This is a genomic window from Saccharopolyspora antimicrobica (assembly GCF_003635025.1).
In the GTDB taxonomy this organism is placed as follows: Bacteria; Actinomycetota; Actinomycetes; order Mycobacteriales; family Pseudonocardiaceae; genus Saccharopolyspora; species Saccharopolyspora antimicrobica.
Genome location: NZ_RBXX01000002.1, coordinates 7,045,921 through 7,068,868, shown reverse-complemented (window position 1 = coordinate 7,068,868; position 22,948 = coordinate 7,045,921). Strand labels below are relative to the sequence as shown.

At 70.9% G+C, this 22,948-nt stretch carries 18 protein-coding genes; 13 read left to right on the top strand and 5 right to left on the bottom strand.

Going from position 1 to position 22,948, the window contains the following annotated elements:
* Nucleotides 1-28: 28 nt before the first annotated feature.
* The 6 genes from ATL45_RS33465 (at nucleotide 29) to ATL45_RS33440 (ending at nucleotide 8,179) form a co-directional block, all read left to right on the top strand.
* On the top strand, nucleotides 29-1,510 hold the full coding sequence (locus ATL45_RS33465) for an amidase (RefSeq protein WP_093145759.1): 1,482 nt from the start codon (nucleotides 29-31) through the stop codon (nucleotides 1,508-1,510).
* A gap of 409 nt (nucleotides 1,511-1,919) precedes the next feature.
* Complete coding sequence (locus ATL45_RS33460; RefSeq protein ID WP_093145760.1) at nucleotides 1,920-2,762, top strand: nitrilase-related carbon-nitrogen hydrolase; 843 nt, start codon at nucleotides 1,920-1,922, stop codon at nucleotides 2,760-2,762.
* Nucleotides 2,763-2,771: 9 nt separating this feature from the next.
* Nucleotides 2,772-4,064 (top strand): aspartate aminotransferase family protein, encoded by a 1,293-nt coding sequence (locus tag ATL45_RS33455; protein ID WP_093145761.1) that lies wholly within the window; start codon nucleotides 2,772-2,774, stop codon nucleotides 4,062-4,064.
* The gene (gene hydA / locus ATL45_RS33450) at nucleotides 4,061-5,461 is read left to right on the top strand and encodes a dihydropyrimidinase (protein ID WP_093145762.1); all 1,401 of its coding nucleotides are present in this window, start codon (nucleotides 4,061-4,063) and stop codon (nucleotides 5,459-5,461) included. Before ATL45_RS33455 ends, hydA begins: the two co-directional genes overlap by 4 nt.
* Nucleotides 5,462-5,572: 111 nt before the next feature.
* Nucleotides 5,573-6,574: a TIGR03842 family LLM class F420-dependent oxidoreductase gene (locus ATL45_RS33445; RefSeq protein WP_093145763.1), complete on the top strand. Its 1,002-nt coding sequence runs from the start codon at nucleotides 5,573-5,575 to the stop codon at nucleotides 6,572-6,574.
* 249 nt (nucleotides 6,575-6,823) lie between these two features.
* Nucleotides 6,824-8,179 (top strand): uracil-xanthine permease family protein, encoded by a 1,356-nt coding sequence (locus tag ATL45_RS33440; protein WP_093145764.1) that lies wholly within the window; start codon nucleotides 6,824-6,826, stop codon nucleotides 8,177-8,179.
* On the opposite strand, the gene ATL45_RS33435 is transcribed toward ATL45_RS33440, so the two are convergent.
* Nucleotides 8,164-8,820 carry a TetR/AcrR family transcriptional regulator gene (locus tag ATL45_RS33435; RefSeq protein ID WP_093145765.1) on the bottom strand — a complete coding sequence of 219 codons (657 nt, stop codon included), beginning with the start codon at nucleotides 8,818-8,820 and terminating at the stop codon, nucleotides 8,164-8,166. The two genes, ATL45_RS33440 and ATL45_RS33435, sit on opposite strands and share 16 nt — an antisense overlap.
* Nucleotides 8,821-8,961: 141 nt before the next feature.
* On the opposite strand from ATL45_RS33435, the gene ATL45_RS33430 reads away from it, so the two are divergent.
* The 3 genes from ATL45_RS33430 to ATL45_RS33420 all read left to right on the top strand — a co-directional run bounded on the left by ATL45_RS33430 (nucleotide 8,962) and on the right by ATL45_RS33420 (nucleotide 11,271).
* Nucleotides 8,962-10,173 carry a cytochrome P450 gene (locus ATL45_RS33430; protein ID WP_093145766.1) on the top strand — a complete coding sequence of 404 codons (1,212 nt, stop codon included), beginning with the start codon at nucleotides 8,962-8,964 and terminating at the stop codon, nucleotides 10,171-10,173.
* An 11-nt stretch (nucleotides 10,174-10,184) separates the two neighbouring features.
* Nucleotides 10,185-10,382 (top strand): ferredoxin, encoded by a 198-nt coding sequence (locus tag ATL45_RS33425; protein ID WP_093145767.1) that lies wholly within the window; start codon nucleotides 10,185-10,187, stop codon nucleotides 10,380-10,382.
* Between the two features lie 88 nt (nucleotides 10,383-10,470).
* The gene (locus ATL45_RS33420; RefSeq protein WP_246025697.1) at nucleotides 10,471-11,271 is read left to right on the top strand and encodes an SAM-dependent methyltransferase; all 801 of its coding nucleotides are present in this window, start codon (nucleotides 10,471-10,473) and stop codon (nucleotides 11,269-11,271) included.
* A 106-nt stretch (nucleotides 11,272-11,377) separates the two neighbouring features.
* Here the strand turns inward: ATL45_RS33420 and ATL45_RS33415 are convergent, their stop codons facing one another.
* On the bottom strand, nucleotides 11,378-12,448 hold the full coding sequence (locus tag ATL45_RS33415) for an NAD(P)-binding domain-containing protein (protein ID WP_093145768.1): 1,071 nt from the start codon (nucleotides 12,446-12,448) through the stop codon (nucleotides 11,378-11,380).
* A 288-nt stretch (nucleotides 12,449-12,736) separates the two neighbouring features.
* Between ATL45_RS33415 and ATL45_RS39130 the strand changes: the two genes are divergently transcribed.
* Entirely contained in the window at nucleotides 12,737-12,886 is a 150-nt protein-coding gene (locus ATL45_RS39130; RefSeq protein WP_170210119.1) for a hypothetical protein, read from the top strand.
* A 478-nt stretch (nucleotides 12,887-13,364) separates the two neighbouring features.
* On the top strand, nucleotides 13,365-13,922 hold the full coding sequence (locus ATL45_RS33410) for a class I SAM-dependent methyltransferase (protein WP_093147155.1): 558 nt from the start codon (nucleotides 13,365-13,367) through the stop codon (nucleotides 13,920-13,922).
* 2 nt (nucleotides 13,923-13,924) lie between these two features.
* On the opposite strand, the gene ATL45_RS33405 is transcribed toward ATL45_RS33410, so the two are convergent.
* A complete protein-coding gene (locus ATL45_RS33405) occupies nucleotides 13,925-17,032 on the bottom strand; it encodes an AfsR/SARP family transcriptional regulator (RefSeq protein WP_093145769.1) in 3,108 nt (1,035 codons plus the stop codon).
* Between the two features lie 136 nt (nucleotides 17,033-17,168).
* Between ATL45_RS33405 and ATL45_RS33400 the strand changes: the two genes are divergently transcribed.
* The gene (locus tag ATL45_RS33400) at nucleotides 17,169-18,380 is read left to right on the top strand and encodes a cytochrome P450 (RefSeq protein WP_093145770.1); all 1,212 of its coding nucleotides are present in this window, start codon (nucleotides 17,169-17,171) and stop codon (nucleotides 18,378-18,380) included.
* A gap of 201 nt (nucleotides 18,381-18,581) precedes the next feature.
* Here ATL45_RS33400 and acnA read toward each other — a convergent pair whose 3' ends face one another.
* Nucleotides 18,582-21,398, bottom strand: a complete 2,817-nt coding sequence (acnA, locus tag ATL45_RS33395; protein WP_170210417.1) for an aconitate hydratase AcnA — start codon at nucleotides 21,396-21,398, stop codon at nucleotides 18,582-18,584.
* A gap of 251 nt (nucleotides 21,399-21,649) precedes the next feature.
* On the opposite strand from acnA, the gene ATL45_RS33390 reads away from it, so the two are divergent.
* Nucleotides 21,650-22,582 (top strand): EamA family transporter, encoded by a 933-nt coding sequence (locus tag ATL45_RS33390; RefSeq protein WP_093145771.1) that lies wholly within the window; start codon nucleotides 21,650-21,652, stop codon nucleotides 22,580-22,582.
* Nucleotide 22,583: 1 nt separating this feature from the next.
* On the opposite strand, the gene ATL45_RS39125 is transcribed toward ATL45_RS33390, so the two are convergent.
* On the bottom strand, nucleotides 22,584-22,742 hold the full coding sequence (locus tag ATL45_RS39125) for a hypothetical protein (RefSeq protein ID WP_170210416.1): 159 nt from the start codon (nucleotides 22,740-22,742) through the stop codon (nucleotides 22,584-22,586).
* Nucleotides 22,743-22,948 lie beyond the last annotated feature (206 nt).

Sequence of the window (22,948 nt, the reverse complement as noted above, 5' to 3'; positions counted from 1 at the left end):
ACAGCGAGATCCGTGCAAACGTGTCCGGATGGATTACGCGGAGTACCGGCGCTTCGACGCCGTGGGGCTGGCAGAGCTCGTGCGCAGCGGCGAGATCGCACCGCGCGAACTGCTCGAAACGGCGATCCAGCGCGCCGAGCAGGTCAACGGCCGGCTCAACGCGATCGTGCGGCCGATGTTCGACATCGGGCGCGAGCGGGCGTCCCAGCAGCTGACCGGCGCACTGGCCGGGGTGCCGTTCCTGATCAAGGACCTGCACCAGGACTACGCCGGGGTCCGCACCGGCAGCGGTTCCCGGGCCACCCGCAACACCACGGCGCCCCGCCACAGCACCTCCGTCGAGCGGTGGCTCGACGCCGGACTGGTGATCTTCGGCCGCACCAACACGCCGGAATTCGGCGCGAAGGGCATCACCGAGCCCGAGGCGGACGGCCCGGCCCGCAACCCGTGGAACACCGCTCACACACCCGGCGGTTCCTCCGGCGGTGCTGCGGCAGCGGTCGCGGCGGGCATCGTGCCGGTGGCCGGAGCGAGCGACGGTGGTGGCTCGATCCGCATCCCGGCGGCGTGCTGCGGCCTGTTCGGCCTGAAACCGGGCCGCGGTCTGGTCTCCGCAGGCCCCGATGCCGCCGAGCACATGCACGGCGGCGCCACCGACGGCGTGATCTCCCGGTCGGTGCGCGACACAGCGGTGATGCTCGACGCCCTCACCGCCCGCCCGGACGCCGGCGGCCCGTACCTCGCGGCCCGGCCGGAGCTGCCTTACGCCGAGTGCGCCCGCCGGGACCCGGGGCGGCTGCGGATCGGTTTCACGACCCGCTCCCCGCTGGGCTTCCCGGTGAGCCCGCACGCGGTCACGGCGGTCAAGGACACCGCGGCCCTGCTGGCCGGCCTGGGGCACGACGTCGAGGAAGCCGAGCCCGACATCGACGGCCGTCAGCTCTCCCGCGATTTCCTCTCGGTCTGGTTCGTCCAGCTGGCCCACACGGTGCAGGCCACCCAGCGCGCTTTCGGCGCGGCGGCAGAGGATTTCGAGCTCGACACGAGGCTGGTGGCGGCCATCGGGCGCGAGACGAAGGCGACCGAGTACGTCGAGATCCTGGCCCGCTGGAACGACTACAACCGAGCCCTCGCCGACTTCCACGACCGCTACGACATGCTGCTGACCCCCGCGCTGGCGCACCCACCGGCCCGAATCGGCGAGCTCGACACGCCGGCGCCCCTGCGCAAGGCGATCGCACTGCTCCTGCGAGTCGGTCTGGCGGGCAAGCTCGGCCGCACCAAGCCGGTCACCGAAGTGGTCCTGAAGAACCTGGAGAAGGTCCCCTACACCCAGCTGGCGAACATCACCGGCCGCCCGGCGATGAGCGTCCCGCTGCACCAGACCCCGCAAGGCCTGCCCCTGGGAGTCCAGTTCGTCGGCGGCCTCGGCGCCGAACCGACCCTGCTGTCCCTGGCAACCCAACTCGAATCCGAACACCCCTGGGCCCACCTGGAACCCCCGCTGTGACATCAGCCCGTGAGCGCCTCGGGGCGTCCTGACACCCCGAGGCGCTCACGGGGCGTTTTCGGAGCTGGCCTTGGCATCGAGATCGCTGATGTCCGTCCCGAACCACCCTGAACCGACGCTGATGATCACCAACGGCCAAGAAGTCGGACACGAGGCTGACGGCGACGAACATGCTCCGCTGAAACGACACACCGGCGCTTCGCCTGTTCGATGGAATTCGGGGGAGCGGGGCGTGGGTGCGGTTCCGGTATCACCGCATGCCTGGGGCGTGCGGCGGTCGTCGGCGAGGACGGCTGGAACGCTGCGTAGCCGACTGATCATTGCGCGTGGTGAGCGCTGGTCATACCTTCGATGGGCGGGTCGATCGGCTCGTGCTGGTTTCACCGAGCGAAAGGGGTGCGGCGCAACCATGTCCAACATCGTTCGTGCGGCGCTGGTCCAGGCGAAGTGGACCGGGGACACCGCGTCGATGGTCGATCAGCACGAGGCGCACACCCGTGCCGCCGCCGCGCGGGGCGCGCAGATCATCGGGTTCCAGGAGGTGTTCAACGCTCCGTACTTCTGCCAGGTGCAGGAGGCCGAGCACCACCGGTGGGCCGAGCCGGTGCCGGACGGGCCCACCGTGCAGCGGATGTGCGCGCTGGCGCGGGAGACCGGCATGGTGCTGGTCGTCCCGGTCTACGAGTCCGACGGGCCCGGCTTCTACTACAACACCGCCGCGGTGATCGACGCCGACGGCAGCTACCTCGGCAAGTACCGCAAGCACCACCTGCCGCACCTGCCCGGGTTCTGGGAGAAGTACTACTTCCGTCCCGGCAACCTCGGCTGGCCGGTGTTCGACACCGCGGTCGGCCGGATCGGCGTCTACATCTGCTACGACCGGCACTTCCCGGAGGGCTGGCGGGCGCTCGGGCTGGCCGGCGCGCAGCTGGTCTACAACCCGTCGGCGACCAGCCGCGGGTTGTCGTCCTACCTGTGGCAGCTGGAGCAGCCCGCCGCGGCGGTGGCCAACGAGTACTTCATCGCGGCGATCAACCGGGTCGGCGTCGAGGAGTACGGCGACAACGACTTCTACGGCACCAGCTACTTCGTCGACCCGTACGGGCAGTTCGTCGGCGACCCGGCCAGCGGCACCGACGAGGAGCTGGTGGTCCGCGACCTGGACTTCGACCTGATCGACGAGGTCCGCCAGAAGTGGGCGTTCTACCGCGACCGGCGCCCCGACGCCTACCAGCCGCTGACCGAGCCGTGAGGAGTGACGATGACGCACGCTGAGCTGGCGAAGCGGCACCGCGCAGTGCTGCCCGAGTGGCTGGCGCTGTACTACGAGGAGCCGATCGACGTCGAGCGCGGTGAGGGGCGGCACGTCTGGGACGCCGAGGGAAACCAATACCTGGACTTCTTCGGCGGCATCCTCACCACGATGACCGCGCACGCGCTGCCGGAGGTCACCGCCGCGGTCCGCGAGCAGGCGGGCAAGGTCCTGCACACCTCGACGCTCTACCTCAACCGCCCGATGGTCGAGCTGGCCGAGCGCGTCGCGGACCTCTCCGGCATCGACGACCCGCGGGTGTTCTTCACGACCAGCGGCACCGAGGCCAACGACACCGCGCTGCTGCTGGCCACCTCCCACCGCGGCTCGAACCAGGTGCTGGCGCTGCGCAACAGCTATCACGGCCGGTCGTTCTCGGCGATGGCCGTGACCGGCAACCGCAGCTGGTCGCCGACGAGCCTGTCCCCGGTCCAGACGGCCTACGTGCACGGCAGCCGACGGCGCGGCACACCGCTGGCCGAGTTGCCCGACGCGGAGTTCACCGAAGCCTGCGTCGCCGATCTGGAGGACGTGCTCGGCCAGCTCAACGGCAACGTGGCGTGCCTGATCGCCGAGCCGATCCAGGGCGTCGGCGGGTTCGCGGCGCCGCCCGACGGGATGTTCGCGCGGTTCAAGGAGGTGCTCGACCGGCACGGCATCCTGTGGATCAGCGACGAGGTGCAGACCGGGTGGGGCCGCACCGGCGAGCACTTCTGGGGCTGGCAGGCGCACGGCGCAGCCGGTGCGCCGGACATCGTCACCTTCGCCAAGGGGATCGGCAACGGCCTGTCGATCGGCGGCGTGATCGCCCGCGCCGAGGTGATGAACAGCGTCCGCGCCAACTCGATCTCGACCTTCGGCGGCAGCCCGATCACCGCGGCCGGTGCGCTGGCCAACCTCGACCACCTGATCACCAACGACCTGCAGGGCAACGCCGCGCGCACCGGAGCTGTCCTGCGCGAGCAGCTCGACGGTGCGGTCGGGCGGATTCCCGCAGTGGCCGACGTGCGCGGCAAGGGCCTGATGATCGGCGTCGAGCTCGTCCGCGCCGACGGGACGCCGGCTCCGGAACTGGCCACCGAGGTCCTGGAGCAGACGCGGCGCGACGGGTTGCTGATCGGCAAGGGCGGTCTCGACGGCAACGTGCTGCGCATCGCCCCGCCGCTGAGCCTCACCGAGCCGGAGGCGCGTGAGGGAGCTCGAATCCTGCTGGCGGCGCTGGAGAAAGCAGGGCAGCGATGAACCGGACGATCATCCGCGGCGGTCTGGTGATCACCGCGACCGAGGAGCTCCGCGCGGACGTGCTCGTCGACGGCGAGCGGATCGCGGCGATCGCCGCGCCCGAGGTCGCCGAGCAGTGGGTGCCCGCGGCCGACACCGTCATCGACGCCGGAGGTCACTACGTGATCCCGGGCGGAGTGGACGGGCACACCCACATGCAGATGCCCTTCGGCGGCACCTTCGCCTCGGACACCTTCGAAACCGGCACCAGAGCGGCGGCGTGGGGCGGCACGACGACGATCGTGGACTTCGCGATCCAGCCGGTAGGCGGGTCGCTGCGCGAAGGCCTGGACGCCTGGCACGCCAAGGCCGACGGGCAGTGCGCGATCGACTACGGCTTCCACATGATCCTCTCCGACGTCGGCGACGAAGCGCTCAAGGAGATGGACGCACTGGTGGCCGAGGGGATCACCAGCTTCAAGCTCTTCATGGCCTACCCCGGAGTTTTCTACAGCGACGACGGGCAGATCCTGCGCGCCATGCAGCAGGCCGCGGACAACGGCGCGCTGACGATGATGCACGCCGAGAACGGCATCGCGATCGACGTGCTGGTGCGGCAGGCGCTGGCCGCGGGGCGCACCGATCCCGGCTACCACGGGCAGGTGCGGCACCCGCTGCTGGAGGCGGAGGCGACGCACCGGGCGATCCAGCTGTCCCGGGTGGCCGGGGCACCGCTCTACGTCGTGCACGTCTCGGCCGCCGAAGCGGTCGCCGAGCTCACCCGGGCCCGGGACGACGGGCTCAACGTGTTCGGTGAAACGTGTCCGCAGTACCTGTTCCTCAGCCTCGACGATCTGGCCCGGCCGGAGTTCGAGGGCGCGAAGTTCGTCTGCTCGACACCGCTGCGCCCCGCCGAGCACCAGGCCGACCTGTGGCGGGCACTGCGCACCAACGACCTGTCGGTGGTCTCCACCGACCACTGCCCGTTCTGCTTCAAGGACCAGAAGGAGCTGGGCCGCGGCGACTTCTCCAAGATCCCCAACGGGATCCCGGGCGTGGAGAACCGGGTGGACCTGCTGCACCAGGCGGTGGTGGAAGGCCACATCAGCCGCCGCCGGTGGGTCGAACTCGCCTGCACCACCCCGGCGCGGATGTTCGGCCTGCACCCACGCAAGGGCACCATCGCGCCGGGCGCGGACGCCGACATCGTGATCTACGACCCGCACCGCGAGCAGGTCCTCTCCGCCCAGACCCACCACATGAACGTCGACTACAACGCCTACGAGGGCAAGCCGGTCACCGGCGCGGTGCGCACCGTGCTCTCCCGCGGCCGCGTCATCGTCGACGACGGCGAGTACCTGGGCGAGGCGGGCCACGGCCGATTCCTCCGCCGCGACACCTGCCAGTACCTGGTCTGAGCCCGGCACGCCTGAGTCAGAGGGCACCCGGAGCCCAGGCGGGCGCTGAGGTCCCACCACCCGCACCGCTGAGCAGAGAAACCAGTGAGTTCTCCTAGAAGGGGGTCCACGATGGACTTCGGGCTCGTCCTGCAGACCGATCCGCCTGCCCGGTCGGTGGTGGAGCGGATGCGCCGTGCCGAGGAGCTCGGCTTCAGCCACGGCTGGACGTTCGACTCCTGCGTGCTGTGGCAGGAGCCGTTCGTCATCCACAGCCAGATCCTCGCCGCCACCGAGCGGCTGCGGGTCGGCACGATGGTGACCAATCCGACCACCCGGGACTGGACCGTCACCGCTTCCACCTTCGCCACCCTCAACGACATGTTCGGGCCGCGCACGGTGTGCGGCATCGGGCGCGGTGACTCCGCGGTGCGGGTGACCGGCGGGCACCCGACCACGCTGGCCACCCTGGAACGCGCCATCCACGTGATCAAGGAACTCGCCGAGGGGCGCGAGGTTCGGCTGGACGGCACCTCGGTGCGGCTGCCGTGGGTGCGCGACGGGCACCTGCCGGTGTGGATGGGCGCTTACGGCCCCAAGGCGCTGGACCTGGTGGGCCGCGAGGCGGACGGGTTCATCCTGCAGCTGGCCGACCCGTACCTGACGCGCTGGATGGTCGATCACGTCCGGGAGGCCGCCCGCGACGCGGGGCGCGACCCGGCGTCGATCACCGTGTGCGTGGCGGCCCCGGCCTACGTCGGCGACGACCTCGCGCACGCCCGCGAGCAGTGCCGCTGGTTCGGCGGCATGGTCGGCAACCACGTCGCCGACCTGGTCGCCCGCTACGGCGATGCCGCGGCGGCGGTGCCCACCGCGCTGACCGACTACATCAAGGGGCGCGAGGGCTACGACTACTCCCACCACGGGCGGGCGGGCAACCGCAGCACCGACTTCGTCCCCGACGAGATCGTGGACCGGTTCTGCCTGCTCGGCCCGCCCGAGCAGCACATCGCCAAGCTGCGGGAACTCCGCGACGCGGGAGTCGACCAGTTCGCGATCTACGCCATGCACGACGCCATCGACACCACTGTGGACATCTACGGCGAGCAGATCATCCCAGCCATGAGCACCTGACGAACCCGTCCGGCGAACTCGTTCTGCGCAGCGGTGCGAGCTGCGCAGGCGGGCTGAACGCCTCCGTCGTTTCGAGATCAGCATCAAGGCCAAGTGTTGAAAGCGGCTCGTCCGGAACCGCTGCGATCAGCTACCGCTGATCGACTCCAGGTGACAACGCCGTTGCGGCGCCGGTCACACCGGACGAGGTTTGTAGAGTTCCGCGCGACATCACTGGCCCGCACGGCGGGTGGAGCAGGAAGGCACGCCATGCGGCAGGGACTCGGCGCCAAGCTCGGCATCGGCTGGCGGCTGCACGGAGACGGCAGCACGCCACGCCCCGGTGAGGCGGTGGCCCCGGACGAGCGGTTGTCCTGGGGGCGCACCGTCGGGCTCGGCGCCCAGCACGTGGTCGCGATGTTCGGCGCGACGTTCGTGTTCCCGGTGCTGATGGGTCTGGACCCCAACCTGGCCATCATGGTCTCCGGGGTGGCCACGATCCTGTTCCTGCTGATCGTGCAGGGCAAGATCCCCAGCTACCTGGGCAGCAGCGCCTCCTTCGTGGGCGTGGTGGCGGTGATCCGCGCCGGGGGCGGGGACAGCTCGGCGGTCACCGGCGCGCTGCTGGTGTGCGCCCTGGTGCTCTCGGTCGTCGGACTGGTGATCCACTTCGTCGGCGCGCAGGTGGTGCACCGGCTGCTGCCGCCCGCCGTCTCCGGTGCCGTGGTGATGCTGATCGGCTTCAACCTCGCCCCGGTGGTGGCCTCCACCTACTGGCCGCAGGACCAGTGGATCGCGCTGATCACCATGCTGTTGGTGCTCGGGTGCAGCGCGCTGCTGCGCGGGTTCTGGTCGCGCATCGCGGTGTTCATCGGCCTGGTCGTCGGCTACGCCCTGTCCTGGCTGTTCGACCTGGGCTTCGGCCCGATCACCGCGCCGGACGCGAGCGGGGAGGTCGGCACGCACCCGCGGCTCGACCTCAGCGCCGTCGCCGACGCGCCCTGGTTCGGGCTGCCGACGCTGCACGCGCCGACCTTCGACTTCGCGGCCGTCATCGTCGTGCTGCCCGTGGTGATCGCGCTGATCGCCGAGAACGCCGGGCACGTCAAGGCGGTCGAGGAGATGACCGGGGCGAAGCTGGACGGCAGCATGGGCCGCGCGATCTTCGCCGACGGCTTCGCCAGCACCCTGTCCACCGCCGTCGGCGGCCCGCCGACCACCACCTACGCGGAGAACATCGGGGTCATGGCGGCCACCCGCGTCTACTCCACCGCGGCCTACTGGGTGGCGGCGGTGGTGGCGATCCTGTTCGGGCTGTGCCCCAAGTTCGGCGCGGTGATCGCGGCGACCCCGGGCGGTGTGCTCGGCGGCATCACGGTCGTGCTCTACGGCATGATCGGCCTGCTGGGCGCGAAGATCTGGGTGGAGAACAAGGTCGACTTCGGCAACCCGGTCAACCTGCTGCCGCTGGCCGCCGGCCTGGTGATGGGCATCGGGGGAGTGTCGCTGGAGATCACCCCGCAGTTCAGCCTCAACGGCATCGCGCTGGGCACCCTGGTGACGCTGCTCGGCTACCACCTGCTGCGCCTGCTGGTGCCGGGCCAGCGCGATCACTCCGCGGTGTAGGGCCGCACCGTCGAGAGGTCCTCACCGGACACCGGACGTCCCGGCAGCGCGGTGCCGGGACGGGCCTGGAGGCCGTCGAGCACCAGGGTCAGGTAGCGCGCCGGGGCGTCGTGACGGACGGCGGCGGGGGCGCTGCGCGATCCGTGCAGCACCATCGACAGGAGCAGGGCGATGTCGCCGCTGCCGATGTCCGGGCGCAGCGCGCCGGACTCCTGCGCGGCGCGCACCATCGAGTCGAGGATGGTCAGCATCTCGCTGCGGACCTCGGCCAGCGCGGGGTCGGTGGTCAGCAGCTCCCTGGCGCGCTCCGAGTGCATGGTCAGCCGCAGCACGACGTGCATGTCCGTGGCGGTGAACAGGAATTCCGTCAGCGCGCGCCACGGGTCGGTCTCCCGCTCGGCGATCGCCCGGGCCTCGTCGAGCACCCGGCTGAAGACGTCCTGGCCGACCGCCCGGATCAGTGAGTCGCGGTCCGGGAAGCGCCGGTAGAGCGTGCCGGTGCCGACGCCGGCCGCCCGCGCGATCTCCTCCATCGGCACCTCGGTGCCGTGCTCGGCGAACGTGGTGCGCGCGGCGCTGATGATGCGGTTCCGGTTGCGGCGCGCGTCAGCCCGCAGGGGCGGGGTGGTGTCGGTGCTCATGGTCCTCGCTCGTGCTGCCGGCCTGCTGGTGGGCGGATTGTCGCATGTTCAACCGAGGAATTTATCTGGACGATTTCCTTCCGCTTGGCTATAACTGGAGGAGAATCGTCCAGTTGTTCGCTCGGTGATCAGGAGGTCACGATGACCGAACCGGCTGCCGCCCCGCCGACCGCTTACCCGAAGCCCCGGACCTGCCCGCACTCCGTCGATCCGGAGTACGCCCGGCTGCGCGCGGAACGACCGATCACGAAGGTCTCGATGCTGGGCGGCAACACCGCCTGGCTGGTCACGAGGCACGACCTGGTGCGCCAGGTGCTCGGCGACACGCGCCTGAGCTCCGACCGCCGCCACCCGGGTTTCCCGCGCTTCACGGTGAACCAGGGGAACATCCTGCAGGACCTGCCGCCGTCGATGATCGGCATGGATCCGCCGGAGCACACCGAGGCCCGCCGCGCGGTGCTCGGCGAGTTCACGGTGCGGCGCATCGAGGCGCTGCGGCCGCGGATCCAGCAGATCGTCGACGACCGCATCGATGAGGTGCTGGCCGGTCCGCGCCCGGCCGAGCTGGTGGCAGCGCTGTCGCTGCCGGTGCCGTCGCTGGTGATCTGCGAACTGCTCGGCGTGCCCTACGCCGACCACGACTTCTTCCAGCAGCGCAGTTCCCGGCTGGTGCACCGCTCCACGCCGTTCGACGAGCGACTCCGGGCGGTGCGAGAGCTGCGGTCCTACTTGGACGAACTGGTCGCCGCCAAGGAGCGCGAGCTGCCCGACGACCTGCTCGGCAGGCAGGCGCGCAAGCAGCGCGAAGCCGGCGAGATCGACCACCCGGGCCTGGTCAGCGCGGCGTTCCTGCTGCTGATCGCCGGGCACGAGACGACGGCGAACATGATCTCGCTGGGCGTCCTCGCGCTGCTGGAGAACCCGGAGCCGCGGGCCGAGATCCTCGCGGATCCCGCCAAGACGCTGCCCGCGGTCGAGGAGCTGCTGCGCTACTTCAGCATCGTCGAGGGCGCGACCTCGCGCGTCGCTACGGAGGACGTGGAGATCGGCGGCGTGCTGGTCCGGGCGGGGGAGGGCGTGATGGCCCTGGCGTCCGCGGCCAACCGGGATCCGGCCGCCTTCGAGCGGCCCGACGAGCTCGACATCAACCGCAAGGCCCGCCACCACGTGGCCTTCGGGTTCGGCCCGCACCAGTGCCTCGGGCAGAACCTGGCGCGGATGGAGCTGCAGATCGTCTTCGACACGCTCTTCCGGCGGGTGCCCGACCTGCGGTTGGCCGTTCCGGCGGCGGAGGTGCCGGTGAAGTCCGAGGCCAACGTCTTCGGCCTCTACGAGCTGCCGGTGACCTGGTGAGAGGAGTGGGCGTGCGGATCGAAGCGGATCTGGACCGCTGCGTCGGGGCCGGGCAGTGCGTGCTGACCGCGCCGGCGCGGTTCGACCAGAACGACGAGGACGGCAGGGTTGTGGTGCTCCAGGCCGAAGTGGACGAAGCCGGTGCGGAGGAGGTGCGCGAGGCCGTGACGGTGTGTCCGTCGCAGGCTCTCGCCCTGGTGGAGCAATGATCGACCACCGGCGGTGATCGATCAAGGTCTTGCTATCCCGTCGTTCATCCGGTGTGGTGGAGGAAAACGCCACGAACGGAGGTGCGAAGTGGACACGCAGTCGCGGTGGGCGCAGGGCGTGGACATTCGTCAGCCCAGTTCTGCCCGTGTCTACGACGTGCACCTGGGCGGCTCGCACAACTTCCAGGTGGACCGGGATCTCGCCGAGCAGGCCGCGGCGATGATGCCGACGCTGCCCGCGGTGCTGCGGGCCAACCGCTCCTTCCTGCGCCGGGCGGTGCAGCACCTCGCCGAGCTCGGCGTGCGCCAGTTCCTCGACCTGGGCTCGGGAATCCCGACCGTCGGCAACGTGCACGAGATCGCGCAGCGGGTCGACCCGCGCTGCCGGGTCGTCTACGTCGACCGGGACCTGGTCGCGGTGGAGCACAGCCGGGCGATCCTGCGCGGCAACGACGGCGCGGTGGCGATCCGCGCCGACTTCCGCGACGTCGACGAGGTGCTCGGCGACGAGCAGGTCCGGTCGGTGCTGGACTTCGACCAGCCGGTCGCGGTGCTGTTCTTCGCCGTCCTGCACTTCGTGCCCGACTCCGATGACCCGGCGGGCATCGTGGCGCGCTACGCCGACGCCCTGAGCTCCGGCAGCTACGTGGCGATCTCGCACGCGGGCAGCGACGGCGCGGAGTCCCGCGCGCAGGCCTCCTCGCTGTACAACGACCGCATCGGCGGGTTCTTCCTGCGCTCGCACGCGACGGTCTCGGCGATGTTCGGCGATCTGGAGCTGATCGAACCCGGCGTGGTGGACCTGCTCGAATGGCGGCCCGATCCGGGCGAGAAGCGGTCGGGCGAACCGCTGGTCACCGGACCCGGCGGAGTCGGCCGCAAGCCCTGACCGGTGCGCGTGACAGAAGCGGCGCCACCTCCCCCTCTCCTGGAGATGGCGCCGCTTCGGCGTGGTTGAGTCGCCACTGCGCAGCCTGCTGGCCGGAGCCCGCTCTTCACAGGGGATTTGGTCCCTGGACAGGGTGACTTAAGGAATTCTTGATCTCCGCCCGCACCGCGTGGGCGGCAGCCCGCCCCGCGCGGTTGGCGCCGATGGTGCTCGCCGACGGCCCGTACCCGACCAGGTGCAGGCGCGGTTCGGCGACCGCACGGGTGCCGTCGAGCTGGATGCCGCCGCCCGGCGCGCGCAGGTTCAGCGGCGCGAGGTGAGCGATGGCCGGGCGGAACCCGGTGGCCCACAGGATCACGTCCGCGCGCTGCGCGGTGCCGTCGGCCCAGGCCACTCCGTCGGCGGTGATCCGCTGGAACATCGGCAGCCGGTCGAGCACGCCCCGCTCCCGCGCCGCGAGCACCGCGGGACTGTTGGGCAGGCCGGTCACGCTGACCACGCTCCCGGGCGGCAGGCCCGCCCGCACCCGGCGCTCGACCTCGGCGACGGCGGCCCGCCCGTCCTCCGGGGTGAACGTCGCGTCGGTGAAGTGCGGCGGTCGCCGCGTCACCCACGTCGTCCCGGCGACCTCGGAGATCTCCAGCAGGTGCTCCACCGCGGAGATGCCGCCGCCGACCACGACGACGTGCTGTCCGCGGAACTCCTCCGGCCCGCGGTAGTCGGCGGTGTGCAGCTGGCGACCGGTGAACTCCTGCTGCCCGGGGTAGTGCGGCCAGAACGGGTTCTCCCAGGTGCCGGTCGCGTTGATCACCGCGCGCGCTACCCACGTTCCCGCCGAGCTCTCCACCAGCAGCCGCTCGCCGCCGTCGCGCACCGCGTCGACCTTGACCGGCCGCAGCACCGGCAGCGCGAGCTCGTGCTCGTAGCGACCGAAGTACTCCGCGACGACCTCGGCGGCCGGACGTGCGCCGTCGGCCTCCGAGAACTCGCTGCCCGGCAGGGAGTGAATGCCGTGCACACCACCGAGGCGCAGCGACGGCCACCGGTTGCGCCACGCGCCGCCCGGCCCGCTCCCGCGATCGAGCAGGACGTGGTCGATTCCGGTCCGCTGCAGGTGGTAGGAGGCGGTCAACCCGGCCTGCCCGGCCCCGATCACCACCGCGTCGATGAGCTGCACATCCAGCAGAACAGCCCGCGGGCCGGAATCTTCCCGGTCCTGGGAGTGGTCTGCGCCACTGGTGCCCGCGAAGCGAAAAGCGGTTGCGGAAGAGCGGCCCGATAGGCCGAGAGGGGGAGACGCAAGACACTCCGGGGTCCCTTTATTCCGCCGGAATGCAACCCCTACGATTGTTGGTGCAAGCACGGTTCCCCAAACCTTCTTCCGTTCGTCCTGTCCGCTGTTGCGGTCGGGCGCTCTTGCGCGCGCGTGCGGAAGTCGGGGAGGTTCGCAGAAGGGAGGCAAGAAGTGGCAACGGTGTGGGTGGCCCTGGCGGCTGAGGCGGTTGTTCTGCTGGCGGTGGCGGGAGCGATGGTCAAGTGGGTGAACAAGTCCCAGTCGGGCACCCCTGACCAGGCGATCGAGCCGGTCGGCCCGGTGGTCGAGCGCATCGCCTGAGCGGACGCGCGCGCGGGCTCGGCGGTCGGTTCCGCCCGGGCCCGTATCCCTTCTTCGCCAGCGGCCGGCGGATTGCTCGCACATCGTCGGCCGGCCGGTTTTCGTTACACAATTCCCGCAGAATTATCGGGCTATTCGACGCGGCCCGATTCCGCGTTTCCCGGAGCGAGATCAATCCGCCCGGTAATGGTTCGGTTGCGGTCGGTTACCGCGAATGGGCGAGTGCCGAGTTCCCATTGCCCGCGCCCCGGCGCGGAACGCGGCCGGAAAAGCGCCGCGATGATCGGCATGTGATGCCGCACATGGTCGTCGGCTTCACCCGGATGCCCGATAGGGTGGTCGAACCAGGCCGCACCACCAACCGGGAAGGGCTTCCGTGACTCCAGCCGAACAGGTCCGAGGCCGGCAGCGGGGCGCTGCCGCACAGCCCGGCACCGGATCGACGTTGGCCAACTACCGCGCCTTCATCGAGCGCGCGGTGCGCAAGCCCAACCTGGTCGGCGCGGTCGCGCCCAGCTCCCCGAGCCTGGCCCGCGAGATGGCGTCGGTGGTGCCGTCCTCGGGCACGCCGGTGGTGGTGGAGCTCGGACCGGGCACCGGCGCGCTCAGCGGCGCGATCGCGGACCGGGTCCCGGCGGGTGGTCGCCAGGTGGCCATCGAGCTCGACGGCGGCATGGTGGAGTACCTGCGCACCGAGCTGCCGTGGCTGGAGGTCGTCCAGGGCGACGCGGCCCGGCTCGGCGAACTGCTCGCCGAGATCGGCGTCGACAAGGTGGACGCGGTGGTGAGCGGCCTGCCGTGGTCGATCTTCCCCGGCCAGCTGCAGCGCGACATCCTGCACCAGGTCGGTTCGGTGCTCGCGCCGGGCGGCGCCTTCACGACCTTCGCCTACGTGCACGCCCTGGGCATGACCGGCGCGCGCCAGTTCCGCCGCCGCCTGGACCTGAGCTTCGACGAGGTCCTGACCTCCCACACGGTGTGGCGCAACGTGCCCCCGGCCCGCATCTACGTCTGCCGGCGCCCCCGCCAGGACTGAGCTCAGCGGGCGAGGGCGGCCTCGGCGAGCTCGTGCCAGCTCGCCTGCGCGCCTTCCCGCACGGCCTCGCTGAACCGCGCGTCGCCGAGGCTGCGTCGCACGGCCTGTTCGATCCGGTCGGCGTCCGGCAGGGAGAGATCCGGCAGACCGCGCACGTCCGAGCTGGCCGCGAGCAGCTGAGCCGCCTGTTCGTGCTGTTGGCGGCGCAGCGCCAGATCCGCGATCCCGACGAGAACCTGAGCGATCATGGGTGCGTAGCCCGCTTCGGACGCCGCGTGGAAGGCCGAGCTGCGGTGGTGGTGGGCCTCGTCGAGATCCGCTGCGAGGTAGCCGAGCAGGTCGTGCACCTCCGCGCGGACGTTGGCCCGCCCCGCTCCATCGCCCAGCAACGCCGTCGCGACGTCGATCTGCCTGCGCGCTTGCTCTTCGTCGCCGCGCAAGCGAGCGAGCCCCGCCTCGGCCAAGGCCAGCTCGGCCAGCACCGGGGGCCAGGCGGCCCGCTCGGCGGCCCGGTGCGCCTCGGCCATGGCGGCGGCGCTGGCATGCGCATCGCCCGACAGCCAGTGCAGCTGTGCCTGCCGCGCCCGCATCCGCACTACGTCGTCGATGGCCCCGAACTCGGAGACCACGTCGATCGCCTGCTCGTAGAACCCGCACGCGCTGGTGAACTCGCCACGCACCGCGGTCCGGTTCGCCAGCTCGCTCAGCGCGAAGGAGAGCCCCCACCGCTCGCCGGTCGCGCGGAACTCGGTGAGCGCTTCCTCCAGGTGGACGTCGGCCTCCCAGCCGTCGTGGCCGAGCATGATCCGCGTCTTGCCGACGTGCAGCCGCGCGAGCGCGCGGACCCACGGATCCTCGTCGACGAGCAGCGGCTCGAATGCGAGCACCGCCTTCTCCGGCGCGTGCAGCATGCGTTCCAGCGGGGCGACGAACCGCAGCGCGGGGTGGCCGCTGCGAACGCCCCGGCCGGCCTCGTAAGCCTTGGTGATCCACTCCGCCGTCTGGTGCTGGTCGCTCAGCGCCCCGGTGGAGACGAAGTTGACGAGGAACGCGTACACCACAGCCCTGATCTCGGCAGGCACTTCTCCGGGCATGCCGGCAGCGGCGAGGATCAGTTCGCTGCCTTCGGCCTTGTGCCCGCCGAGCCACCAGTACCAGCCCGCCGCGGCGGCGAGCCGCATCGCGCCCTCCGCATCGCCCGCGGCGAGCGCTCCGCGCATCGCGGTGGCGATGTTGGCGTGCTCGACCTCCAGCGCGGCCAGCCATTCCAGCTGCTCGGCGCGGCGGAGGTGCGGGTCGGCGATTTCGGCGAGCTCGGTGAAGTACGCGAGGTGAGCACGGCGCACGGAGTCCGATTCGGCCGCCTCCGAGAGCCGGAGCGCGGCGTACTCCTGGATGGTGCCGAGCATCCGGTAGCGGTCGCCTTCGACGAGCACCAGCGATTTCTCGGTCAGCGCGGTCAGCAGTTCGAGCACGTGATCCGGCTCGACCGACCCGCCTGCGCATACCTGTTCGGCCGCCTCCAGGCTCGCGCCGCCGGAGAACGCCGAGAGCCTGCGCAGCACGATCCGTTCGGCATCGGTGAGCAGTTCCCAGCTCCAGTCGATCACCGCGCGCAGCGTCCGGTGCCGCGGCAGCGCCGTGCGGCTGCCGCCGGTCAGCAAGCGGAACCGGTCGTCGAGCCGGTCGGCGAGCTGATCGAGCGACATGGTGCGCAACCTGGCCGCGGCGAGCTCGATCGCCAGCGGCATGCCGTCCAGCGCCCGGCAGATGCGCGCCATGGTCGCCAGCGCGCGGGCATCGCCGGCGAGATCCTTGCGCACCGCGCCGGCCCGGTCCCGCAGCAGCCGGACGGCCGCGGAGGACTCGATCCGCTCCGGGCCGGCGTCGGGCGCGGGCAGGTCCAGCGGCGCGACGGGCCACAGCGCCTCGCCGGTGATGCCGAGCGGTTCCCGGCTCGTCGCGAGGATCCGCAGCCGCGGGCATTCCCCGAGCACCCGGTGGGCGAAGTTCGCCGCCGAGTCGATCACGTGCTCGCAGTTGTCCAGGACGAGCAGCATCTCCCGCTCGCGCACCGCGGCGATGAGCCGGTCGGCCGGTCCGGCGTCCGGTGCCTCGCCGAGCAGCGCACCTCGCTGTCCGAGCGCGGTGAGCGCCGAGCTCGCCACGTCGCCGTCATCGCCCGCGAGCTCGACGAGCCAGGCCCCGTCCGGCAGCCCACCGAGGAGCGTGCGGGCGGATTCGACGGCCAGCCGGGTCTTCCCCGAGCCACCCGGCCCGATCAGCGTGGTCAGCCGGTGCCCGGCGACGAGCTCGCCGACCGCGGCGACGTCCGCGTCCTTGCCCACGTAGCTGGTCAGCTCGGCGCGCAGGTTGGTCTTGCGGTCGGCCTCCCGCTCGCCGCGCAGCAGTGCGACGTGCAGCGCCGACAGCTCCGGTGACGGGTCGGCTCCCAGCGCGTCGGCCAGGGCGTTCCGCGTGTTCTCGTACACGAGCAGCGCTTCGGTGTCGCGGCCGGTCGCGACGAGAGCGCGCATCAACGCGGCGGCGAGCCGTTCCCGCAGCGGGTGCGCGGCCACCAGACCGGTCAGCTCCGCGACCAGCTCGGCACCGCGCCCGAGGCCGATCTCCGCGTCGAACCGGTCTTCCAGGGCGGCCAGGCGCAGCGTCTCCAGCCGGGTGATCTCCGCGTCGAACGCCGCGCTGTCCGGCAGTTCGACGTCCTGCATGGCCGCACCACGCCACAGCGCGAGGGCCTCGCGCAGCAGTCGTGGATCGCCGGCATCGCGGGCTTTGGCGAGGAGCCGTTCGAAGCGCACGGCATCGACGGCGTCGGGTTCCACCGCCAGCCGGTAGCCACTCGGGTGGCCTTCGACCGCGTCGGCGGGCAGTGACTTCCGCAGCCGGGAAATCAGGCGCTGCAAGGCGTTCGCGGCACCGGCGGGCGGCTGCTCGCCCCAGATCCAGTCGATGAGCGCGGTTTTCGGGACCACCCGGCCCGGCGCGAGCGCGAGCGCGATCAGCAGCCCGCGCAGCCGGGCGCCCGGCACGTCGATCGGGAAGTCGTCATCCGTGCGGACCTCGAACGGTCCGAGCATCCCGATCTTCACCCGGTTGATTTTGCCACGCGCGACCAGCGGGAGTCCGGCAGTCGGGCACACCCGCCGGACGCGGTGTCAGCGCCGTGTCAGCCGCGCGTCAGGCCGGCTGGGAAAGGTGGTCTCAGTCGCCACGAGAGGAAGCACGATGACCGACACGGTTCCCGTTCCGCACGGCCTTTCCCAGGAACGCGATGCGGGTCCCTTCGACCCGTCCAGCCAGATCTCCCGCCTGCGCCGGGCCCGGCCGGTCAGCCCGCTGATCTTCCCGGACGGCCACGAGGGCTGGCTGATCACCGGCTACGACGAGGTCCGCCAGGCCATGGCCGACACCCGGCTCAGCTCCCGCCTGGACCTCGGCGTCGTCCACGCGCTCGACGCCCCGCCCGGCATGCCGGCCGCCACCGAACCGGCGCCGCAGATCCCGGGCATGTTCGTCGCGATGGACCCGCCGGACCACACCAGGCTGCGGCGCAGGCTCACCGGGGCCTTCACCGTCAAGCGGATGAAGTCGCTCGAAGCGCACATCGCCGAGATCGTCGAGCGGCAGCTGGACCACCTGGCGGGCCTGCCCCGGCCGGTGGACCTCGTCGCGGAGTTCGCGCTGCCGGTGCCGTCGCTGGTGATCTGCGAAATGCTCGGCGTGCCCTACGCCGACCGGGACATCTTCCAGTCCAACTACGCCCAGTTCATGGTCAAGGAGCAGGCGATCGAGGAGAAGATGGGCGCCTACGTCGCGCTGAACACCTACCTCGCCGAACTGGTGGCGAGCAAGCGCGCCGAGCCGGGGGAGGACATCCTGTCCGACCTGGCCCGCCACGAGGACCTCACCGCGGAGGAGCTGACCGGAGTGGCGTTCCTGCTGCTGCTCGCCGGCCACGAGACCACCGCGAACATGCTCGGGCTGGGCACCTTCGCGCTGCTGGAGAACCCCGCGCAGCTCGCCGAGCTGCGCGCCGACCCTGAGCTGCTGCCCGGCGCGGTCGAAGAACTCCTGCGCTACCTGTCCGTCGGCGACGTGTTCTACCGCTACGCCGCGGAGGACGTCGAGATCGGCGGGGTGACGATCAACAAGGGATCGACCGTCGTGCTGTCCCTGCTCGCGGCCAACCACGACCCGCGGCGCTTCGACGACCCCGATTCCCTGGACGTGCACCGAAACGCCCGCGGTCACCTGGCCTTCGGCCACGGCATCCACCAGTGCCTGGGCCAGCAACTGGCCCGCATCGAGATGCGAGCCGGTTTCGGCGGCCTGCTCCGCCGCTTCCCGGACCTCGCCCTCGCGATCCCCGCGTCCGAGGTGAAGCTCCGAACCGACATGAACATCTACGGAGTCCACGAACTGCCGGTCACCTGGTAGCGAGCGGATCGCCGGAGCTGGCGGCCCGCGGTTGGGGAGGTGGGGCCGTGAGTACTTTCTGCTGCTCTGGCAACACAAAGTACTCACGGCCCACCTCCCCGATAGCACCCTTCCGGCCCGACGCGGCCCCGACGGGAACGGGCCCGGTGCGCTTGTGGCGCACCGGGCCCGTTCGTCTGCTGCCCGCCGGGTCGGCTGGGATCAGGAGCGGATCATCTTGCGCAGCACGTACTGCAGGATGCCGCCGTTGCGGTAGTAGTCCGCCTCACCGGGGGTGTCGATGCGGACCTTCGCGTCGAACTCGACCTTGGAGCCGTCGGTCTTGGTCGCGGTGACCTTGACCGTCTCCGGGGTCTCGCCCTCGTTGAGCTTGGTGATGCCCTCGAAGTCGAAGGTCTCGGTGCCGTCCAGGCCCAGCGACTTGGCCGACTCGCCCTCCGGGAACTGCAGCGGGATGACGCCCATGCCGATCAGGTTCGAGCGGTGGATGCGCTCGAAGGACTCGGTGATGACGGCGCGGACGCCGAGCAGCCGGGTGCCCTTGGCCGCCCAGTCGCGCGACGAACCGGAGCCGTACTCCTTGCCGCCGAGCACCACCAGCGGGATGTCCTGCGCGGCGTAGTTCTGCGCGGCGTCGTAGATGAACGCCTGCGGCGCGCCTTCCTGGGTGAAGTCCCGGGTGTAGCCGCCCTGCACGTCGTCCAGCAGCAGGTTGCGCAGCCGGATGTTGGCGAAGGTGCCCCGGATCATCACCTCGTGGTTGCCGCGGCGGGAACCGTAGGAGTTGAAGTCCTTGCGGTCGATGCCGTGCTCGGTGAGGTACTGGCCCGCGGGCGAGTCCGGCTTGATCGCACCGGCCGGCGAGATGTGGTCGGTGGTGACCGAGTCGCCGAGCAGCGCCAGCACGCGGGCACCGGAGATGTCGGTGACCGGCGCCGGCTCCATCGCCATGCCCTCGAAGTACGGGGGCTTGCGCACGTAGGTGGACTCCGCGTCCCAGTCGAAGGTCTGGCCCTCCGGGGTGGGCAGCGACCGCCAGCGCTCGTCACCCTTGAAGACGTCCTCGTAGGACTTGGTGAACATCTCGTTGGTGATCGCCGAGTCGATGGTGTCCTGGACCTCCTGCGGCGACGGCCAGATGTCGCGCAGGTAGACCGGCTTGCCCTCGGTGTCGGTGCCCAGCGGGTCGTTCTCGAAGTCGAAGTCCATCGAGCCCGCGAGCGCGTAGGCGATGACCAGCGGCGGCGAGGCCAGGTAGTTCATCTTGACGTCGGGGTTGATCCGGCCCTCGAAGTTCCGGTTGCCCGACAGCACCGAGACGACCGACAGGTCGTTGTCCTGCACCGCGGCGGAGATCTCCTCCGGCAGCGGGCCGGAGTTGCCGATGCAGGTGGTGCAGCCGTAGCCGACCAGGTGGAAGCCCAGCTTCTCCAGGTACGGCCAGAGCCCGGCCTTCTCGTAGTAGTCGGTGACGACCTGCGAGCCGGGGGCCATCGAGGTCTTCACCCACGGCTTGCGGGTCAGGCCCTTGTCCACCGCGTTGCGAGCCAGCAGGGCCGCGCCCAGCATCACCGACGGGTTGGAGGTGTTGGTGCAGGAGGTGATCGAGGCGATCACCACGGCGCCGTGGTCGAGCTCGAACTCGCCGAGCTCGTCGGAGGAGACCTTGACCGGCTTGGAGATCCGGCCGGTGGAGCCGTTGGCGGCCGAGACGGCCTGCGGCACGGAGTCGTGGTGGGTCACCGCGGGGGCGTCGCTGGCCGGGAAGGACTCCTTGCCCGCCTCGTCGATCGCGTTGTCGTCGGCGGTCTCGACCTTGGCGTAGTCGGTCAGCGCGGTGCGGAACGACTGCTTGGCCTCGGAGACCACGATCCGGTCCTGCGGGCGCTTCGGGCCCGCGATGGACGGGACCACGGTGGACAGGTCCAGCTCGAGGTACTCGGAGTACTCGGGCTCGTGGCTCGGGTCGTGCCAGAGGCCCTGCTCCTTGGCGTAGGCCTCGACCAGCGCGACCTGCTCGGCCGGGCGACCGGTGAGCTTGAGGTAGCGGACGGTCTCCTCGTCGATCGGGAAGATCGCCGCGGTGGAGCCGAACTCCGGGCTCATGTTGCCGATGGTGGCGCGGTTGGCCAGCGGCACCGAGGCCACACCGGAGCCGTAGAACTCGACGAACTTGCCGACGACGCCGTGCTTGCGCAGCATCTCGGTGATCGTCAGCACCACGTCGGTGGCGGTGGCGCCCGCCGGGATCTCGCCGGTCAGCTTGAAGCCGACCACGCGCGGGATCAGCATCGACACCGGCTGGCCGAGCATCGCGGCCTCGGCCTCGATGCCGCCGACGCCCCAGCCCAGCACGCCCAGGCCGTTGACCATGGTGGTGTGCGAGTCGGTGCCGACGCAGCTGTCCGGGTAGGCCTGGCCGTTGCGGGACATCACGGTGCGGGCCAGGTGCTCGATGTTGACCTGGTGCACGATGCCGGTGCCCGGCGGGACGACCTTGAACTCGTCGAAGGCGCCCTGGCCCCAGCGCAGGAACTGGTAGCGCTCCTTGTTGCGGCCGTACTCGAACTCGACGTTGCGTTCGAAGGCGTCCGGCTTGCCGAACACGTCGATGATCACCGAGTGGTCGATGACCAGTTCCGCCGGGGCCAGCGGGTTGACCTTGGAGGTGTCGCCGCCCAGGTCGGCGACGGCCTCGCGCATGGTGGCGAGGTCGACCACGCACGGCACACCGGTGAAGTCCTGCATGATCACCCGTGCCGGGGTGAACTGGATCTCGGTGGACGGCTCGGCCTTGGCGTCCCAGCCGGCCAGCGCGCGCACGTGGTCGGCGGTGATGTTCGCGCCGTCCTCGGTCCGCAGCAGGTTTTCCAGGAGGATCTTGAGGCTGTAGGGCAGCCGCTGGGCCCCTTCGACGGCGCTGAGCCGGAACACCTCGTAAGAGGCGTCGCCGACGTTCAGCGTGCCGCGGGCGCCGAAGCTGTCCTTGCTCGCAGGTGCAGTCACGTTCAACTCCATCTCGCGACGGGCGCAAGTTCGGGAACGATTGCGAGTCTCGCGCACGTCGGCCGAGCATGCGCGAGGACCCGCTCTCTTCGCAATTAACAGTACGCTTGTCCTGTAAGAGCCCTCAACTAAGGGTCGGCAAACTCTCGATCACATGTACCACTCCGTGCAAAACGGCCGTTTTTCCGGGGGTTCCCAAGCTTTGGGACGGTGGTACCGGAATCGGGTTCAGGGTGGTCGGGGGCGCGTGCTTCCATGGGCGGGTGCGCAACCTGTCCAGCAGTGCCAAGTCCGCCGGGGTGGCGATCGCCATCGCCTCCGCGTTCTGCTTCGGCGGTTCGGGGCCGTTCGCCAAACCGCTGATCACCGCCGGGTTCAGCCCGCTGCAGGTGGCGTGGCTGCGGCTGGCCGGTGGCGCGCTGCTGATGCTGCCCTTCGCCCTCCGGCACGCCGCGGCCGTGCGGCGGGTGCCCAAGCTGCTCATCGGGTACGGGCTGTTCGCCATCGCCGGGGTGCAGGTCTTCTACTTCGCCTCGATCGCCAGCGTGCCGGTCGGGGTGGCGCTGCTGATCGAGTTCCTGGGGCCGGTGCTGGTGCTGGGCTGGATCCGCTTCGTGCGGCGCAGCCCGGTGAGCCGGTCGGCGGCGATCGGGGTGGCGATCGCGATGGTCGGCCTGGCCTGCGTGGTGGAGCTGTGGGCCGGGCTGAGCTTCGACCCGGTCGGCCTGCTGCTGGCGCTGGGCGCCGCGGGCTGCCAGGCCGCCTACTTCCTGCTGTCCGACAGCGGGCCGGAGGTCGATCCGTTCGCCCTCGCCGGGTTCGGGCTGCTGCTCGGCGCGGTGGTGGTGACCCTGATCGCGCAGCCGTGGAACATGGACTGGGCGCTGCTGCTCGGCGACGTGCAGCTGGCAGGCCAGCAGTTCCCGGCGCTGGTGGCGGTGGCCTGGATCGTCGTGTTCAGCACGGTGCTGGCGTACCTGACCGGCATCGTCGCGGTTCGCCGGTTGTCACCGCAGGTGGCGGGCGCGGTCGCGTTCCTGGAACCGGTGGTGGCCACCGTGCTCGCCTGGGCGCTGCTGTCCGAGGCGCTGGGGCCGGTCCAGCTGCTCGGCGGCGCGCTGATCCTCGCCGGTGCCTACGTCGCCCAGCGCTCCGCGCCGGCGAAGACGCAGGCCTCGGAGCTGGCCGGGGTGTAGGTCAGGTCGCGACCGGCGTGATGTGGCTGTGCACGCAGCGCCAGCGGCCGTCCCGCCAGGCGTGCACATCGGTCGTCGCGAGGTCGTTGGCAGCGGTCGCCGCCGCCCACTCGTCGGCGACCGAGACGAGCTGGGCCGCGGTTCCGGCCGGTTCGCTCATCCCCGGATGACAGGCCGGGCTCAGGCCGTGCGGAGGGTCTTGCGGACGAGGTGGATCACCAGGGTCTCCACCAGGGCGACGGCGGCGGCGGTCAGGATCGAGGTCAGGAACTGCATCGGGCTCTCCGGGTGTTCTGCGACGGTACGGCCCGACTGTGCGCCGACCGGGTTAGCCGGGGTGCAGCCGGAGGTGTCGGCGCGGTTAAC

Bases quoted from the DNA above. Each gene is read 5' to 3' on its own strand.
- hydA (WP_093145762.1), top strand. From the start codon at position 4,061: ATGAACCGGACGATCATCCGCGGCGGTCTGGTGATCACCGCGACCGAG.
- ATL45_RS33400 (WP_093145770.1), top strand. From the start codon at position 17,169: ATGACCGACACGGTTCCCGTTCCGCACGGCCTTTCCCAGGAACGCGAT.
- ATL45_RS39125 (WP_170210416.1), bottom strand. From the start codon at position 22,742: ATGAGCGAACCGGCCGGAACCGCGGCCCAGCTCGTCTCGGTCGCCGAC.
- ATL45_RS33435 (WP_093145765.1), bottom strand. From the start codon at position 8,820: ATGAGCACCGACACCACCCCGCCCCTGCGGGCTGACGCGCGCCGCAAC.
- acnA (WP_170210417.1), bottom strand. From the start codon at position 21,398: ATGGAGTTGAACGTGACTGCACCTGCGAGCAAGGACAGCTTCGGCGCC.
- ATL45_RS33455 (WP_093145761.1), top strand. From the start codon at position 2,772: ATGACGCACGCTGAGCTGGCGAAGCGGCACCGCGCAGTGCTGCCCGAG.
- ATL45_RS33430 (WP_093145766.1), top strand. From the start codon at position 8,962: ATGACCGAACCGGCTGCCGCCCCGCCGACCGCTTACCCGAAGCCCCGG.
- ATL45_RS33465 (WP_093145759.1), top strand. From the start codon at position 29: ATGGATTACGCGGAGTACCGGCGCTTCGACGCCGTGGGGCTGGCAGAG.
- ATL45_RS33460 (WP_093145760.1), top strand. From the start codon at position 1,920: ATGTCCAACATCGTTCGTGCGGCGCTGGTCCAGGCGAAGTGGACCGGG.
- ATL45_RS33445 (WP_093145763.1), top strand. From the start codon at position 5,573: ATGGACTTCGGGCTCGTCCTGCAGACCGATCCGCCTGCCCGGTCGGTG.
- ATL45_RS33440 (WP_093145764.1), top strand. From the start codon at position 6,824: ATGCGGCAGGGACTCGGCGCCAAGCTCGGCATCGGCTGGCGGCTGCAC.